This window comes from Arthrobacter sp. 001422645, from assembly GCF_059816125.1.
This window is the reverse complement of sequence record NZ_JCBANT010000003.1, coordinates 161,998-177,132: the sequence shown is the minus strand read 5'-3', so window position 1 is coordinate 177,132 and position 15,135 is coordinate 161,998. Positions and strand designations below refer to the sequence as shown.

Annotated in this window: 14 protein-coding genes; 3 read left to right on the top strand and 11 right to left on the bottom strand. The window is 67.3% G+C overall.

Annotation, left to right across the window (positions count from 1 at the left end):
* Positions 1-30 precede the first annotated feature (30 nt).
* The 8 genes from AC6EUH_RS05860 to AC6EUH_RS05825 all read right to left on the bottom strand — a co-directional run bounded on the left by AC6EUH_RS05860 (position 31) and on the right by AC6EUH_RS05825 (position 9,851).
* Positions 31-1,227, bottom strand: coding sequence for a substrate-binding domain-containing protein (locus tag AC6EUH_RS05860; RefSeq protein ID WP_499738060.1), 1,197 nt, complete (start codon positions 1,225-1,227; stop codon positions 31-33).
* A 297-nt stretch (positions 1,228-1,524) separates the two neighbouring features.
* On the bottom strand, positions 1,525-2,010 hold the full coding sequence (locus AC6EUH_RS05855) for a DUF1579 family protein (protein WP_056432461.1): 486 nt from the start codon (positions 2,008-2,010) through the stop codon (positions 1,525-1,527).
* A gap of 148 nt (positions 2,011-2,158) precedes the next feature.
* Positions 2,159-3,502, bottom strand: coding sequence for a M16 family metallopeptidase (locus tag AC6EUH_RS05850; RefSeq protein WP_499738059.1), 1,344 nt, complete (start codon positions 3,500-3,502; stop codon positions 2,159-2,161).
* A gap of 109 nt (positions 3,503-3,611) precedes the next feature.
* Positions 3,612-5,861, bottom strand: a complete 2,250-nt coding sequence (locus AC6EUH_RS05845) for a polyribonucleotide nucleotidyltransferase (RefSeq protein ID WP_499738058.1) — start codon at positions 5,859-5,861, stop codon at positions 3,612-3,614.
* A 248-nt stretch (positions 5,862-6,109) separates the two neighbouring features.
* Positions 6,110-6,379 carry a 30S ribosomal protein S15 gene (gene rpsO / locus AC6EUH_RS05840; protein WP_056432468.1) on the bottom strand — a complete coding sequence of 90 codons (270 nt, stop codon included), beginning with the start codon at positions 6,377-6,379 and terminating at the stop codon, positions 6,110-6,112.
* A gap of 185 nt (positions 6,380-6,564) precedes the next feature.
* Complete coding sequence (locus tag AC6EUH_RS05835; RefSeq protein WP_056432843.1) at positions 6,565-7,788, bottom strand: kynureninase; 1,224 nt, start codon at positions 7,786-7,788, stop codon at positions 6,565-6,567.
* Between the two features lie 65 nt (positions 7,789-7,853).
* A complete protein-coding gene (gene kynA, locus AC6EUH_RS05830) occupies positions 7,854-8,708 on the bottom strand; it encodes a tryptophan 2,3-dioxygenase (protein ID WP_056432471.1) in 855 nt (284 codons plus the stop codon).
* Between the two features lie 147 nt (positions 8,709-8,855).
* Positions 8,856-9,851, bottom strand: a complete 996-nt coding sequence (locus tag AC6EUH_RS05825; protein ID WP_499738057.1) for a bifunctional riboflavin kinase/FAD synthetase — start codon at positions 9,849-9,851, stop codon at positions 8,856-8,858.
* A gap of 234 nt (positions 9,852-10,085) precedes the next feature.
* On the opposite strand from AC6EUH_RS05825, the gene AC6EUH_RS05820 reads away from it, so the two are divergent.
* A complete protein-coding gene (locus AC6EUH_RS05820; RefSeq protein ID WP_499738056.1) occupies positions 10,086-10,901 on the top strand; it encodes a DUF937 domain-containing protein in 816 nt (271 codons plus the stop codon).
* Positions 10,902-10,954: 53 nt separating this feature from the next.
* On the opposite strand, the gene AC6EUH_RS05815 is transcribed toward AC6EUH_RS05820, so the two are convergent.
* Positions 10,955-11,371, bottom strand: coding sequence for a hypothetical protein (locus tag AC6EUH_RS05815; RefSeq protein WP_499738055.1), 417 nt, complete (start codon positions 11,369-11,371; stop codon positions 10,955-10,957).
* Positions 11,372-11,405: 34 nt separating this feature from the next.
* Positions 11,406-11,975 (bottom strand): P-loop NTPase family protein, encoded by a 570-nt coding sequence (locus tag AC6EUH_RS05810; RefSeq protein WP_499738054.1) that lies wholly within the window; start codon positions 11,973-11,975, stop codon positions 11,406-11,408.
* A 203-nt stretch (positions 11,976-12,178) separates the two neighbouring features.
* Between AC6EUH_RS05810 and AC6EUH_RS05805 the strand changes: the two genes are divergently transcribed.
* On the top strand, positions 12,179-12,604 hold the full coding sequence (locus tag AC6EUH_RS05805; RefSeq protein WP_499738053.1) for a GNAT family N-acetyltransferase: 426 nt from the start codon (positions 12,179-12,181) through the stop codon (positions 12,602-12,604).
* A gap of 47 nt (positions 12,605-12,651) precedes the next feature.
* Here the strand turns inward: AC6EUH_RS05805 and AC6EUH_RS05800 are convergent, their stop codons facing one another.
* The gene (locus AC6EUH_RS05800) at positions 12,652-14,220 is read right to left on the bottom strand and encodes an HNH endonuclease signature motif containing protein (RefSeq protein ID WP_499738052.1); all 1,569 of its coding nucleotides are present in this window, start codon (positions 14,218-14,220) and stop codon (positions 12,652-12,654) included.
* A gap of 289 nt (positions 14,221-14,509) precedes the next feature.
* Between AC6EUH_RS05800 and AC6EUH_RS05795 the strand changes: the two genes are divergently transcribed.
* On the top strand, positions 14,510-15,100 hold the full coding sequence (locus AC6EUH_RS05795) for an NUDIX domain-containing protein (RefSeq protein ID WP_499738051.1): 591 nt from the start codon (positions 14,510-14,512) through the stop codon (positions 15,098-15,100).
* The last annotated feature ends 35 nt before the right edge of the window (positions 15,101-15,135 follow it).

The following is a 15,135-nucleotide window of genomic DNA, read 5'->3' as shown; positions in this document are numbered from 1 at the left end:
CGGTGTCCGGTGGCACAGCGCCGCGAAGTGTTATTTCTTTTCCGGCGGGGCGACGGTGTCGCCCGGAACGACGTTGACGAGCTCGGGGCCCCAGCTGCCGCCTGTCTGGACGAGCTTCACCTGGTACATGTCCTGGATGAGGGCGTGGTCCGAGGCGCGGACGGTCTGCTTGCCCTTGGGGCCGTCGAAGCTGAAGCCCTCGAGTGCCTTGACCATGGCGTCGGCGTCGGAACCGCCCTCCTTGATGGCCTGGACGATCATCTGGCCGGCCACGAAGCCGTCAGGGGTGAAGAGGTCCGCCTTCTTGCCGGCTTTCTCGACCGAAGCGATCATCTTCTTCTCCACCTCGGTCCCCGAGGCGCCCGGGAAGTAGTGGTTCAGGAAGCTGATCTTGGAGGTCGCCTCGCCGTAGGCCCCGAAGGTTGCGGCGTCGCCAAGCCCGGTTACCACCGGCGCGGCGTCGAAGGCGCCCTGCTGGCTCAGGCTCTGCCACATAGTGCCGGTCGTGGCCCCTGCCCACGCCACGAAGACCATGTCGGGCTTGGCATCGATGAGCTGGCGGGCAAAGGGGGTCAGTTCCTGTCCTTCCGGAACGAGAACTTCCTCAACGGTGGCGCCCTTGGCTCCGAGGACGGCCTTGACCGCGGCAACGTTGCCCTGGCCGAAGGCATTGTCCTGCGCGAAGACAACCACCTTCTTGCCGTTGGTGTCGATGAAGGAGCCGGCGGTGGCGACATCCTGGAGGCTCTGGCGGCCCGAACGGAAGGTGTACTTGTTGATTCCCTGGATGGCGTCGGTGGCCGCCGGTCCGGAGATGTACAGGACCTTGTTCTGGGCGGCCTGTTCGGCGAGCTTGAGCGCAATGCCCGAGGCGACCGTCCCGCCGATGATCTTGTAGCCCTTGCCGATCATGTCCTTCGCGGCCGTCACGGCCTTGTCCGGATCCCCGCCGTCGTCGGCATAGGTGAGGTTGATCTTGGCCCCGTTAACGGCGCCGGTCCCGCCGGTGGCGTGGTCGATGCCCGCCTGCAGGCCTTCGTAGTAGGTGGCGCCGTAGGCTGCCAGCGGTCCGGTTTTGGAGTAGATGATGCCGACATTGACCGGCTCGGCGGCCGTGGTGCTGCCCGACTCGGCCGGCGCTGCGGTGCCGGCAGAGGGGGCACAGGCGCTGAGGGCGAGCCCGGTGGCCATGGCGGCGGCCATCAGGAACTTCTTTGTATCCTTCACGGGATGCCTTTCTTGAGAATCCGCGGAATCTGAGCACAGGATCTGACTCGAACTGCACTGAACCTGAAAGGTGATTCAGATTACGGTAAATCTAAAGGCGCAGGTCAAGGCGTGTCAACGGATTTCCGGGGCGGCTTTGCAACGTTATGGCAACGTTAGGCCGCTGCCAACGCTCCATCAGATCAGGTGAGGGAGCATCCGACCGTCCATCAGATCAGGTGAGGGAGCATCCGACCGTCCATCAGATCAGGTGAGGGAGCATCCGACGCTCTATCGCACCAACCGAGGGAGCGAGCGTCAGGCCGGGACGGCAGCGTCTTCGTCCACACGCCGGCAGACCGAGATCATCAAGGGCGTGAAGTCTGTAGCGGACCCCAGCCGGAGCCCGGCGCTGTGCGTCAGCACGCCGTCGTCCACCCGGAAGGTGTGCCGGGACGTGCCGCGGTCGCTGCGCCGTTCCATGGTGAGCGTGCCCTCCAGCCAGCTGGCGCGCGCGGGTGCTTCCGGGGGCAGCCCCATGCTGTTGACGTGGTACCAGAGGGTGTCCGGACGGTCCGGGTCCATGGTGAAGACGCCGTGGCCCTCCGAGCGGGCGCCGTCGGCCTCCGTGTGCCGGTAGCTGTGCGTGACGGCCAGCCCGGCGGCGGCACGTGCGAAGGTCACTTCGACGGCGGCGACCCGCGCCGGGCCCCAGGGTGTGGCCTCCCACTGCGTGGTCCCGGTCCAGTGTCCCAGGAACGCCTCAAGCGCTTCGTGTGCACTGCCTGGCAGCGGCCGGTCCATTTCTTCCTTCCAGGGGCCTCCCGAGTGAACCCGTCCCCATCATCACGCGGCGCCGCCTGCCGTGTCTAGGTGCGGCCCGGCAACCCGGTCCACTGCGGGCACAGATCAGCGGGCTACGTAACCGCGTCAGCGGCCCGGGGGCCCGACGTCAGAGGCCGAAGGTCTCGGATTCCTCGAAGGGGCCCACCACGGTGACGGTCCGCGGGGCGGCCGCGAGTTCGCGGGCGAGCTCCTGGACTTCGGCCGCCGTCACGGCCTTGATCTGGCGCAAGGTTTCGTCGATGTCCTGGTATTCGCCGGAGACCAGTTCGGCGCGGCCCAGCCGGGACATCCGGGAGCCGGTGTCCTCCAGCGCCAGCACGATGCCGCCGCACAGCTGCCCGACGGCCTTGCGGAGTTCCTCGTCCGAGATGCCGCCCTCGGCCAGCTTGTCGAGTTCGGCGCCGAGCAGCTCAAGAACCTGGCGGACCTTCGATGGCGTGCAGCCGGCGTACATGCCGAAGTAGCCGGCGTCGGCGTAGGAGGAGGCGAACGAGTAGGTCGAGTAGACCAGGCCGCGCTTTTCCCGGACTTCCTGGAACAGCCTGGAGGACATGCCGCCGCCGAGCACCGCGTTCAGCACGCTCATGACGAAGCGGCGGTCGTCGGTTGCGACGATCGTGGGACAACCCATGATGATGTTGGCCTGTTCCACGGGACGCTTGACGACGTGCAGTCCGGCGGTGCCGGTGATGTCGGCCCGGTCGGTGGAGCGGCGCTGTACCGGGGCGGCGTCGGGTTCGAGGCTCCAGCCGGCGGAGTGCAGGGCATCCACCACCAGCCCGCAGACAACGTCGTGGTCCAGTCCCCCGGCGGCGGTGATGACCAGCTCGTCCGGACGGTAGTAGCGGCGGTAGTGGTCCCAGACGGAGTCGCGGGCGACGGCGCGGATGGCGTCCGGGGTGCCGCCGATCGGCCGTCCCAGCGGGTGGGTTCCCAGCACTGCGGCGACGAAGTGTTCGTGGGCGACGTCGGTGGGGTCGTCGCTGTCCATCGCGATCTCCTCGAGGATGACGTCGCGTTCCTGTTCCATCTCCTGCGGATCCAGCACGGCGCCGGTGATCATGTCCGCGATGACGTCGATCGCCATGGGCAGGTCGGTGTCCAGCACGCGGGCGAAGTAGCAGGTGCTTTCCTTCGCTGTCGCGGCGTTGGATTCCCCACCCACTTCGTCGAAGGCCGAGGCGATCTCCAGCGCGGTGCGACGCCTGGTGCCCTTGAAGAGGAGGTGCTCCAGGAAGTGCGTGGAGCCGTGCTGGCCGGGAGCCTCATCGCGCGAGCCCACACCGACCCAGAAGCCGATGGTGGCCGAGCGCTGCCCCGGCATCGCCTCGGTCAGCACGCGGACGCCGCCGGGCAGGACCGAACGGCGCACCTCGGAACCGCCGTCGGCTCCGTGGATGAGGGTGTTAGCGTGCTGGTTCTGCTCAAGCGGCAGGGGGACGACAGTCATTAAGGCCTTTCAGTTAACACATGCCAAATCTGCCTGCAATCCTACCTGCCTTTAACGGCGGCGGGGCCGGTGGATGATCCACCGGCCCCGCTGCTTGAGTCAGGAAAGACTACTCTGCGGACTCCAGGGAGACCTCAGCGTTGTCGGCACTCTCGGCGCCAGCCTCGTCAGCCACAACGGGTGACAGGGAGAGCTTGCCGCGGTCGTCGATCTTGGTGATTTCCACCTGGATCTTCTGGCCGACGGAGACGACGTCGTCGACGTTGTCCACGCGCTTGCCACCGGCGATCTTGCGCAGCTCGGAGATGTGCAGGAGGCCGTCCTTGCCCGGAGTCAGGGAAACGAAGGCGCCGAAGGTGGTGGTCTTGACGACCGTACCCAGGTAACGCTCGCCGATTTCCGGGATCTGCGGGTTGGCGATGGCGTTGATCGCGGACCGTGCTGCGTCGGCAGACGGGCCGTTCGTGGCGCCGATGTAGACAGTTCCGTCGTCCTCGATCGAGATGTCGGCTCCGGTGTCTTCCTGGATCTGGTTGATCATCTTGCCCTTCGGGCCGATGACCTCGCCGATCTTGTCTACCGGGATCTTGACCGCGATGACGCGCGGCGCGAACTCGGAGAGCTCGTCCGGGGTGTCGATCGCGGAGTTCAGGACGTCCAGGATGTGCAGGCGGGCTTCGCGGGCCTGCTTCAGGGCGGCTGCCAGGACGGAGGCCGGGATGCCGTCGAGCTTCGTGTCCAGCTGGATAGCCGTGACGAACTCGGAGGTACCGGCGACCTTGAAGTCCATGTCGCCGAAGGCATCTTCGGCGCCGAGGATATCGGTCAGAGCGGCGTAGCGGGTCTGGCCGTCAACCTGGTCGGAGACCAGGCCCATGGCGATACCGGCAACAGCGGCCTTCAGCGGCACACCTGCGTTGAGCAGGGACAGCGTGGAGGCGCAAACGGAACCCATCGACGTCGAACCGTTGGAGCTGAGAGCCTCAGACACCTGGCGGATGGCGTAGGGGAATTCCTCGCGGGACGGCAGCACCGGCATGATGGCGCGCTCTGCGAGGGCGCCGTGGCCGATTTCGCGGCGCTTCGGGGAGCCGACGCGGCCGGTCTCGCCGGTGGAGTACGGCGGGAAGTTGTAGTTGTGCATGTAGCGCTTGCGCGTCACGGGCGACAGCGAGTCGATCTGCTGTTCCATCTTGAGCATGTTCAGCGTGGTGACACCCATGATCTGGGTTTCGCCGCGTTCGAAGATGGCCGAGCCGTGAACGCGGGGCAGGACCTCAACCTCGGCAGTGAGCTGGCGGATGTCCGTCAGGCCACGGCCGTCGATGCGAACCTGGTCCTTGAGGATGCGCTGGCGCACAACCTGCTTGGTGACGGAGCGGAAGGCTGCAGACAGCTCCTTCTCGCGGCCTTCGAACTGGCCGGCCAGGGAAGAGGTGACCTCGTCCTTGAGCTCGTCGGAAGCGGTGTCGCGTTCCTGCTTGTCGGCGATCTGGAAGACAGCGGCCAGCTTGTCGGCGGCAGCGGACTCCACAGCGGCGTAGACGTCGTCCTGGTAGTCCAGGAAGACCGGGAACTCGACGGTCGGCTTGGCGGCGCGGGCTGCCAGGTCGGACTGTGCTTCGCAGAGGGCCTTGATGAACGGCTTGGCGGCTTCGAGTCCCTCGGAGACAACCTCTTCGGTCGGGGCGGTGGCGCCCTGTTCCTTGATGAGGTTCCAGGAGTTGTCGGTGGCTTCGGCTTCAACCATCATGATGGCGACGTCATCGCCGGCGATGCGGCCGGCAACGACCATGTTGAAGACCGCGTTCTCAAGCTGCGAGTGCTTCGGGAACGCAACCCACTGCGAGCCGTGCTCGTCGGCAACGAGGGCAACGCGGACGCCGCCGATCGGGCCGGAGAAGGGCAGGCCGGAAAGCTGGGTGGACATCGAGGAAGCGTTGATCGCCACGACGTCGTAGAGCTCGTCCGGGTTGATGGACAGCACGGTGACGACGATCTGGACCTCGTTGCGCAGGCCCTTGACGAAGGCGGGGCGCAGCGGGCGGTCCATCAGACGGCAGGCCAGGATGGCTTCCGTGGAGGGACGGCCTTCGCGGCGAAAGAACGAGCCCGGGATGCGGCCGGCGGCGTACATGCGCTCTTCGACGTCGACGGTCAGCGGGAAGAAGTCGAAGCCTTCACGCGGGTGCTTGCCGGCGGTGGTGGCGGACAGCAGCGCGGTCTCTTCGTCGATGTAGACCATTGCTGCGCCGGCTGCCTGCTTGGCAAGGCGGCCGGTTTCGAAGCGGATTACACGCTTGCCGAAGCGGCCATTGTCAATGACTGCTTCTGAGAACTGGATTTCGGGACCCTCCATAGAGAGTCACCTCCGTTTCATGGTTCACGGAGTCCAGCCGCATCAACCCAGCCCAGCATCTGTCTACTGGCCTGCACTGCACCCGGTCATCGATCGAGACCCACGGGCTAAGGCTTCATTCCTTGAAGCCGTTCCCGGGGATCACTACCGAAGACCGCGAATGCGTGATGCGGTTGATCCTCCTGTTGAGTTTTTGTTTGAAGAAGGCGGCCCTTTCCGGTCCGGAAGGGGCCGCCCCTTAGAGCTGACTAGCGGCGCAGGCCGAGGCGCTCGATGAGCTGACGGTAGCGGGTGATGTCAGTGTTCTTGAGGTAGGTCAGCATGCGCTTGCGACGACCAACCATGGCCAGCAGACCGCGCTGGGTGTGGTAATCGTGCTTGTGCACCTTCATGTGCTCAGTGAGATCCTTGATCCGCTGAGTCAGGACTGCAACCTGGACCTCCGGCGAACCGGTGTCGCCCTCGGACGTTGCGAAATCCTTGATGATGGACTGCTTTACAGCGGCTTCAAGTGCCACGATAACTCCTAGAGATGTGCCGTGAGGCCCGAATCAGTAACTCACTGCCGGGGGTGCCGCGCCGGATCCGCTCTCCAAAGAAGAGCCTTCCCGTACACAACAAGAGCCAGCCGCCACGGACTGCAGCCGGATCCAACGTTTAGTTTACCGGCACGCCGCTAATCTTGTCGAAACGGGCGGTCCCGCTACTGCCCGGAAGGGACCTCTGCCAGCCGTTCCCTGATGGCCGCCATGCCGCGGTACAACTCTGTGAAGGACGTGCTGAGCGGGGACAGCCCGATCCGGATGCCCTGCGGCGCCCGGAAGTCCGGAATGACATCCTGGTCCCACAGCGCAGCGGTCATCTCCCGGAAGGCCGGGTGGTCCACCGTGATGTGGCTGCCGCGCAGTTCCGGATCCCGCGGCGTCGACAGCTCGACGCCGGCCGGGGCGAGCCATGCGTCGTGGAGTTCGACGGCGAACGCGGTCAGCAAGCGGGACTTCTCCCGGACCGCGGCCATGCCGACCTCCTCGAGCAGGTCCAGGGTGCCGCGCATGGCAAGCATCCCGAAGATCGCCGGGGTGCCGCTGAGGAACCCTCGGATCCCGGCGGCAGCCTCATAGCCGGGCCCCATTTCGAAGGCGTCCTTGCGTCCCATCCAGCCCCAGATGGGCTGCTGCAGCCCCGGCAGGTGGCGGGCGTTGACGTAGGCGAAAGCGGGCGAGCCCGGTCCCCCGTTGAGGTACTTGTAAGTGCAGCCGGCGGCAAAGTCGACGTCGGCGGCGTCCAGGGAGATCTCCACCGAACCGGCGGAGTGGCACAGGTCCCACACCACCAGCGCGCCGGCGTCGTGCACGGCCGCGGTGATCCCCGGCAGGTCCGCGAGGAACCCCGAGCGGTAGGCGATCTGGCTCAGGACCACGACGGCGGTGGCCGGACCGGTGGCGGCCCGCACCTGCTCGACGGTCACGCCGGAGGCGGGGTCGGCGTCGATCCAGCGCAGCGTGAGACCCTCTTCGCGGGCGATGCCCTCGACGAGGTAGCGGTCGGTGGGGAAATTGTCCGTGTCCAGCACGATTTCGGTGCGGTCCGGGTCCGTGACGGCGGCCAGCGCGGCCCGGATCATCTTGTAGAGCACCACGGTGGTGGAATCGGCGATGATCGTCTGCCCGGGCGCGGCGCCGAGGACGGCGCGGCCGAGCTGGTCACCGATCGCTTGCGGGAGTTCCAGCCATTCCTCGTCCCAGCCGCGGATCAGCCGGCCGCCCCAGCTGCCCTCGATGAAGCTGCTGATGTCCGTGACTGTGCGCTTGAGCGGGCGGCCCAGGGAGTTGCCGTCCAGGTAGGACAGCTCCGTGTCCGTGCCGATGAAGTGCTCCCGGTAGGCGCCGAGCGGGTCGGCGGCGTCCAGTTCCCGGGCACGCTGCAGGAGTGCTGTGTTGTTGCCGGGGGTGGCCTGCGTTTCGGCCCCCGCGGTTTCCGGCTGGAGGGCGCTCACTGGCCGATCTCCGTCCGGACGGCGAACAGCTCGGGGAAGAAGGTCAGTTCCAAGGCCTTTTGCAGGAACGCCGCGCCGCTGGAGCCGCCGGTCCCGGACTTCATGCCGATGGTGCGCTGCACCGTGCGCAAATGCCGGAAGCGCCAGAGCTGGAAGTTGTCCTCGAGGTCCACGAGTTCCTCGCAGGCCTCGTAGGCGCCCCAGTTGTCCGCCGCGTTCTCGTAGATGTACTTGAACACCGGGACCAGTTCGGCGCAGAATTCGTGGGCCTGGGTGACGTCCCGTTCCAGCAGCGACGCGGGGACGTCGAAGCCCTGGCGCTTGAGGTAGGCGAGGAAGTCGTCGTAGATGCTCGGGGATTCGAGGAGCTCCAGCAGCATCGCGTGGGCCTCGGGGTCGGATTCGAAGACCGGCAGCATTTTGCGGTTCTTGTTGCCGAGCAGGAATTCGACCGCGCGGTACTGGCTCGACTGGAAACCGGAGGAGTTGCCTAGGAAACCGCGGAACTGCGAGTACTCGGTGGGGGTAAGGGTGGCCAGCACGGACCACTGCTCGGTCAGGGTCTTCTGAATGTGCTTGACCCGGGCGATCGCCTTCAGCGCCGAGCCGAGATCGTCGGAGCGGAGCCAGGCGGCGGCGCTGCGGAGCTCGTGCAGGACCAGCTTGAGCCACAGCTCCGTGGTCTGGTGCTGGATGATGAACAGCATCTCGTCGTGGTGCTCCGGGGTGCTGACCGGCTGCTGGGCGCTCAGGAGCGTCGGCAGCTGCAGGTAGGACGCGTAGCTCATCCGGGAACTGAAGTCCCGGACGATTTCCTTGTCGAGTTCCCTCGTATTCTTCTCAAGTGTCACAGTCTTGCCTTCCTTGCCAAATGGCTGTGAGTCTCAGTGCCGACCGGCCGGCGAACCGCCGGAACCGCTCCGAATTTCTCGGCGGTCCTCCCGGCGGTTGCGCAGCTGTCCAGCCCAGTATTTTGCGCGGTTCTTTAGCGCAGTTTCTTAGCGGGCGAACAGGATGTTGTGGGCCTGGACCACGTCCAGGCGCATCTGGTCCACCAAGGCCTCAGGGCCACGGTACGCCACCATCCCCCGCAGCCGGGCGACGAATTCCACCACAACTGTCTGGCCGTACAGATCGAAGTCCTCAACAGCTTCTTCCGGGCGGTCGATAACATGGGCTTCGACCTGCCGGCTGACGCCGTAGAACGTGGGGTTGGAACCGACGGAGATCGCGGCGGGCCAGCGTGTTCCGGTCTGGTCCACGAGCCAGCCGGCGTAGATGCCGTCCGCGGGGATGTAGCCGCTGGCGTCGGCGGCGAGGTTGGCGGTTGGGAAGCCGAGGTCGCGGCCACGTGCTGCGCCGTGGACCACCTCGCCGCGCATCCTGTGCGCCCGGCCCAGGACGGCGGCGGCCGTGGCGACGTCGCCCTCCCGCAAAGCCTCCCGAACCCAGGTGGAGGAACAGCGGCGGTCCGTGCCGCCGTCGTCGTGCACGTCACCGTGCAGCGGGAAGCCTTCCGAGCCGAACTCGCTGATGACCAGCACCTCGAAGCCGAGCTTCCTGCCAAGCTCCTGCATGGTGTCCAGGTCCCCGGAGTTGCCCCGGCCGAACCGGGCGTCGTGGCCGATCACCACGTGGCTTGCCTTGAGGCTGCCGACCAGGATGTCGGCGACAAATTCTTCGGGAGTGAGGCTGGCCAGCTCGAGGGAGTACTTCATCACCAGCACGGCGTCGAGGCCCAGCTCGCCGAGCGCCACCAGCTTGTCCTCCAGGCCCATGATCAGTTCGGGGGCGGTTTCGGGGCGGTGGACCTGCGCCGGATGCGGGTCGAAGGTGATGGCGACGGCCTTGGCGTGGTTCAGGCGGGCGACGCGGATGAGCTGCGAGAGCACCTGCTGGTGGCCGCGGTGGACGCCGTCGAAGTTGCCGAAGGTAACGACGGAAGGACCAAAGTCCGCCGGGACTTCGGACGGATCGTTCCAGATGTGGACCATCAACCTCGCCTTTTGCTTCCTGCCATGTGCTTCTCCGGAGAAACCTGCCGGCTCCGGAACTCTCCTAGATTACCCGCAAACGCGGCAGGCCTCCGACGGCGTTCCCGGCCCCTGGGCGGCGTCCTTTCGCGTTCAGGATGCCCGGACTACGATGCAAGGGCAACAGTCCGGCGGCGCCTGCGCTGGCGCCGGTTCCAGCGAGGCCCGCACCGACATGCGGCTGAAGGAGTACCCATGACCGAGCTCCACGACATCCTGCGGCAGATTCCGGTAGACCAGATTGCCGGCCTGCTCGGCACCGACCAGCAGACCGCCCAGGCCGCAGTGGAGGCCGCCGTGCCCACGCTGCTGGCCGGCATGCAGGTCAACGCGCAGGCCTCCGACGGCGCCGCCTCGCTGGAGTCAGCGCTCGGCCAGCACCAGGACGGGCTGCTGGAGGGCGGGGTCGATGTCTCGCAGGTAAACACGGCGGACGGTGAAAAGATCGTGAGCCACGTCTTCGGCGGGCGGCAGGACCAGGTGGCCAGCCAGCTGGCCGGGACGTCCCCACTCGGCGGCGTCAGTGGCGATCTGATGAAGAAGCTGCTGCCGATCCTGGCCCCGATCGTGATGTCCTACCTTGCGAACAAGATCCTCGGCGGCCGCGGGCCGTCGGCTGAAGCGGGCGGATCCGGCGGCGCCGACGGGTCGGGTGCGCCGGGCGGCATTGACCTTGGCGGAATTCTGGGCGGGATCCTTGGCGGTGCCGGTGCTGCCGGGGGCGCCGGCGGGATGGGCGGGCTCGGCGATCTGCTGGGCGGGATCCTTGGCGGCGGCCAGCCGTCGTCTCAGGCAGCCGTGCCGGAAACCGGACAGGACTCTCCGCTGGAACCGCAGGCCTTCCCGCCGGGCCAACCCGCCGGCGGTGCGCCGCGCCCCGGTGAGCTGATCGACGTCGACTTCCCCGGGAGCCAGCCGGTCGAGCGCAACAACGAGGAAGACGGGCGCGACGGATCTGGCGGACGCGGCGGGCTCGGCGGGATCCTGGGCGGCCTGTTCGGCAAGAAGTAGGCCGCGCAGCTCGGCGTGGTGGCCGGGCGGCCCACCCAGATCACGGATGTTCCCTACACCGTTGTGCCGGATCCGGCCCGGTGGTTGCGCCAGTGCAGCAGCACGGCGGCGAGGATCAACGGTACGTGGATGCCAGGGAGGTTCCTCGCGAACCACCGTGGCAGATAAATGTCGGTGACAGAGCCCGTCTCGTCGCCCAGGTCCTTGGCCACGGCGGTCAGCGGGCAATGAAATCCGTTGGCGGCAAAGACCAAGGTCTCCGCCGCCACGACGCCGGCGGCCAGACCTACTTTCCTGTCGGTGCGGCCGCGGGCGCCGGCATATAGGACGTAGACCATGCAGGCCTCGATGGTGAACCACGCAAAGGTATGGATTGTTTTCACGGCCCCGAGCAGCGAAGCACGATCAGCCTCCTGCAGCCCACGCGGAACCTTGAGTTCAGCCATGGGTCCAGCCATGCGTCCAGCCATGGGTCCAGCGTAAGCACGTTCCGCCGTCGTTCGGTCAGAGGCCTTCGGCCCGCCCGGACCGCTCGGCCGTGGCGGTCAGCTGCGCGAGCCAGGCGTCAAGCTGCCGGGGATGACGGAAGATGATCGCCGGCGGCATGCCGGGGTCGGCCTGGAGTCGCCGCATGACCTGCCGTTTCCTGGTGAACGAACGGAAATGCCAGCGGATAATCGAGTCTTCGACGAAGAGCCGGGCCAGGGTTTCATGATTGCCGTTGCAGACGGGTTCGCGGGTCAAGGCCCGCCGAAGCGATCGGCGTATCAGCCTGGCCAGCGAGAGCCAGCGCGCATAATCCAGGCCGACGACGAGCTCCGCCCGCGGCACTACAACGTCCCGCCAGACACCGTAGGCGCTGTCCAGCACCCAGCGATCCTGGGCCGCGATCCCGGCGGCGATGTCCCGCTGCTCCTCCACGGTGCGCTGCTGCCACCCGGGCAGCCAGCCAATGTCATCGTCCGCCGAGAATTCAGGCAGCCCCGTGGCCCTGGCGTATGCGCGGGCAGCGGACGATTTGCCGCTGCCCGTCACCCCGTAGAAGAGGACCCGCGAGGGCGCAGCTGGGGGCATGTCCGGGGGTGGAGCCGGGGGTGTATGCGGCGGTGAAGCCGGGCGCGCGGGGGCCTTTGCACTTCTGTCACCAGCTGATGAGTTCATAGGTACTCCCCCCTCTGGATTGGCGCCGTTGCAGCCCGGACCGCAGCGCACGTTCGGCGATACGCTAACACCTCCCGCCCGGGCCGCGGGGTGCGCCGGTGTGCGACACTGTTCCGATGCCAGAGTTCACGGTCCTTGCCGGCACTCCAGTTTCCGACTCCGAGGTGCTGGCGCTGTACGAGTCCGTGGGCTGGACCGCCTATACCCGCGAACCCGACGTACTCGCCTGCGCCATCCGGGGCTCTTCCTTCGTTGTCACTGCCCGGACTGCCGGCGGCGGGCTGGTCGGGCTGGCCCGCGCGGTCTCCGACGACGCGACCATCTGCTACCTGCAGGACATCCTGGTGGATCCGGGCTTCCAAAAATCAGGTGCCGGCCGCGCGCTGCTCGAGGCCGTGCAAAAACGCTATGAGCACGTCCGGCAGCTGGTGCTGATCACCGACGACGAACCCGGACAGCGCGCCTTTTACGAGGCACTCGGCTTCACGGAAGGATCGGATTTTCGTCCCGAACCGGTGAGGGTCTTTGCGCACTTCCACTAATTGCGCAGTTGCCTTACTTGCGCAATTCCCTCAAATGCGCGGTGGCGTCAGGCTTCAGCCCCAACCGTGCAGACAAGTTGCCACGGGAGGTCTTCCGGAAATGACTGGTCGAGGGGCACCAGCCAGCCCTGATCGTCCATTTCCGCCACAGGCCATTCGTGCCGGGCAGTGAATTCGTGCCAGTCCGGGAACGGGTCAGGAGGCAGGTCCGGCTCGGGGCCCTCGTCTTTGAGCGGGCCGGGGTCCGGGGGAATGCTTCGGTTCGGTCCGTCATCTATGCGGAAAATGTGGCCTGGCCAGAGGGGTGGTTCCCAGTCCTGGAGTTCGCTGGGATAGTGCCGTCCTGACGGTGAAATCCAGCCCGGCGGATGGTCCTTGCTGGCGCCGGTGGGTGTCCAGGCGGAGGTGTGTTTGAGGCCGTGGTGTTTGCGGCAGGGCTGGCCGAGGTTGGAGATCCCGGTGGTGCCTCCGCCGGCCCATGCCAGCAGGTGGTCTGCCTCGTTGTCGAGGGAGGGGTTGTTGCAGCCCGGGAAGGGACATTTTCCGTCCCGGAGCCGGAGCCATTGCCGCAGGGGCCTCGGGATGCGGTAGCTGGTCCGGCCGATTTCCAGCGGCGCCCCGTCCCGCGGGTCTATCAGAACCCGGTGGAACGAGTCGGCGCCTTCGGCGATCAGGCGTCTGGCCATGGACGGCGGGATCGGCCCGTACCCGTCCAGCATCGCCGGTTCATCCGTGAGGCCCAGGAGGGACATCACCGGGACGGTGACCAGGACCTGCGCCCGCGGGACCTGCACACCCCCGCAGATCCCCGGGCCGGCCAGGCCGCCGGCACTGGCGCCGTCCACCGCGCCGGCGAACCCCTCCCCGGCCGGGGTTCTTGTCCCGCCGGCCGGGGTTACTGTCACGCTGTCGGCCAGTCCGCTGCTCAGAAGCAGGCCGGCCGCGACGTCGGCGCGGAGCTGGGCCAATGTCCGGGACTCGCCCGGGCCCTGCAGCGCCCGGGCCCCGGCAGTGGTCCTTTCCCAGATCCCCGCGGCGGTGTCGGCCGGGAGGTAGGAGTTGAGCCAGGCCATGCCGTCGCGGTCCGGGACGAACTCGACCCTCCGGTCCGCCGCACACTTCTTATGGCGTTTCTCGATGCTCACCGGGTGGTGGCGTTCCCGCCACACCCGTGCCTTGGCCCGGAACCGGCCCGGCACGAGCTCCCCGACCGAACACCCCCGGGCCGGGACCGGTACGTCCGGGTCCAGGAAATACGCCTCCAGTGCCGCCACCCCGGCCGCGTCCAGCCCGGCGGTTTCGTCGGCCATGATCCGGGCGTGCTGCCACGAAATCGCCCCGGCCTGCAAGGCCCCCAGGGTCAGCGGCAGCGCCGTCGTCAATACCTGAGCGTCGGACAGGAGGGCGGAGGCAGAACGTTCGCTGACCGTGAGTACGCACGCGACCTCGGCCACCACCGCCATCTCCCGGGCGGTACATTCCTGCGGAGACGCCGCCGGTGCCACCAACGCCGCAGCGGCCGCCGCGTACTCCGCGGCCAGCCGCACCTTCACCGCCGCAGCCCGGGCCTCCAGCCCCCCGACCTCCGCGAACCCGTCCAGACAGGCATCCGCCATATCCCGCAACCGATCAGCCCCCGGCTGATCATCGACATCCACACCCACGCCAGCAAGAGCAGCCAACGCAGCAGCAGACGTGGCAACGGCCTCCGCCGCCTCCCTGAGTTCAACACTCAACGCCGTCCTGTTGTCCACACTCAAATCATCCCGCGAGGCTACGACAATTTTCACCGATCGGGCCGTCACTTGATCTCAGGCAGGCAGCATCCCGCGAAGACAGGCACCGCGCCCGGCCCGCGGGGTCACACTTCGGCCGGGGTGAGCAGTGCCGTGGGAAACTGAGGGCATGGACAGCCCTGTTGCCCCGACCTCCAGCCCGGCACTCCCCCACAAGGAGCGGCCCGACGACTCGCAGCCCGGCGCCGCACCAACCCACGAGCTTCCCTTCGAGCTGCGCCGTCCCCTCTGTCCCCGCGATCCCGGTGATGCCTGGGTTGAAGGCGACCGCGGCCGGTTCTGGGGGCGCTTCGGCTCGGCAGGTCTCCTCGTCCACGACCCCGCCAAGGGCATCCTGCTGCAGCACCGTGCCCTGTGGAGCGATCAGGGCGGCACCTGGGGACTCCCCGGCGGGGCCCTCCATCAGGGCGAAGAAGCAGTCCACGGCGCCCTGCGCGAGGCAAAGGAAGAAGCCGCCGTTCCGCCGGAGAGCGTCCGGGTGCTGTTCACGTCGGTGTTCGACGTCGGCTACTGGACCTACACGACCGTTGCAGTCGACGTTGTGGAGCCGTTCGAACCGGAGATCAGCGACCCGGAAAGCCTGGAGCTGCAGTGGGTGCCGGTCGAGCTTGTCGGCGACAAGGAGCTGCATCCGGGCTTCGGCGCGGCATGGCCGGGCCTGCGCCGCAGACTCTTGGGACTCGACGCCGGGACGGACTGAGCCCGCGACGCCGGCCCGGGCGGCAGTAGCGATCA

What these genes read in the sequence shown, in the direction of transcription:
- AC6EUH_RS05855 (WP_056432461.1), bottom strand. Translation starts at nt 2,010, where the DNA reads ATGGACCGGCCGCTGCCAGGCAGTGCACACGAAGCGCTTGAGGCGTTC.
- AC6EUH_RS05850 (WP_499738059.1), bottom strand. Translation starts at nt 3,502, where the DNA reads ATGACTGTCGTCCCCCTGCCGCTTGAGCAGAACCAGCACGCTAACACC.
- AC6EUH_RS05845 (WP_499738058.1), bottom strand. Translation starts at nt 5,861, where the DNA reads ATGGAGGGTCCCGAAATCCAGTTCTCAGAAGCAGTCATTGACAATGGC.
- AC6EUH_RS05825 (WP_499738057.1), bottom strand. Translation starts at nt 9,851, where the DNA reads ATGGTCCACATCTGGAACGATCCGTCCGAAGTCCCGGCGGACTTTGGT.
- AC6EUH_RS05820 (WP_499738056.1), top strand. Translation starts at nt 10,086, where the DNA reads ATGACCGAGCTCCACGACATCCTGCGGCAGATTCCGGTAGACCAGATT.
- AC6EUH_RS05815 (WP_499738055.1), bottom strand. Translation starts at nt 11,371, where the DNA reads ATGGCTGGACGCATGGCTGGACCCATGGCTGAACTCAAGGTTCCGCGT.
- AC6EUH_RS05810 (WP_499738054.1), bottom strand. Translation starts at nt 11,975, where the DNA reads ATGCCCCCAGCTGCGCCCTCGCGGGTCCTCTTCTACGGGGTGACGGGC.
- AC6EUH_RS05805 (WP_499738053.1), top strand. Translation starts at nt 12,179, where the DNA reads ATGCCAGAGTTCACGGTCCTTGCCGGCACTCCAGTTTCCGACTCCGAG.
- AC6EUH_RS05800 (WP_499738052.1), bottom strand. Translation starts at nt 14,220, where the DNA reads ATGGCGGATGCCTGTCTGGACGGGTTCGCGGAGGTCGGGGGGCTGGAG.
- AC6EUH_RS05795 (WP_499738051.1), top strand. Translation starts at nt 14,510, where the DNA reads ATGGACAGCCCTGTTGCCCCGACCTCCAGCCCGGCACTCCCCCACAAG.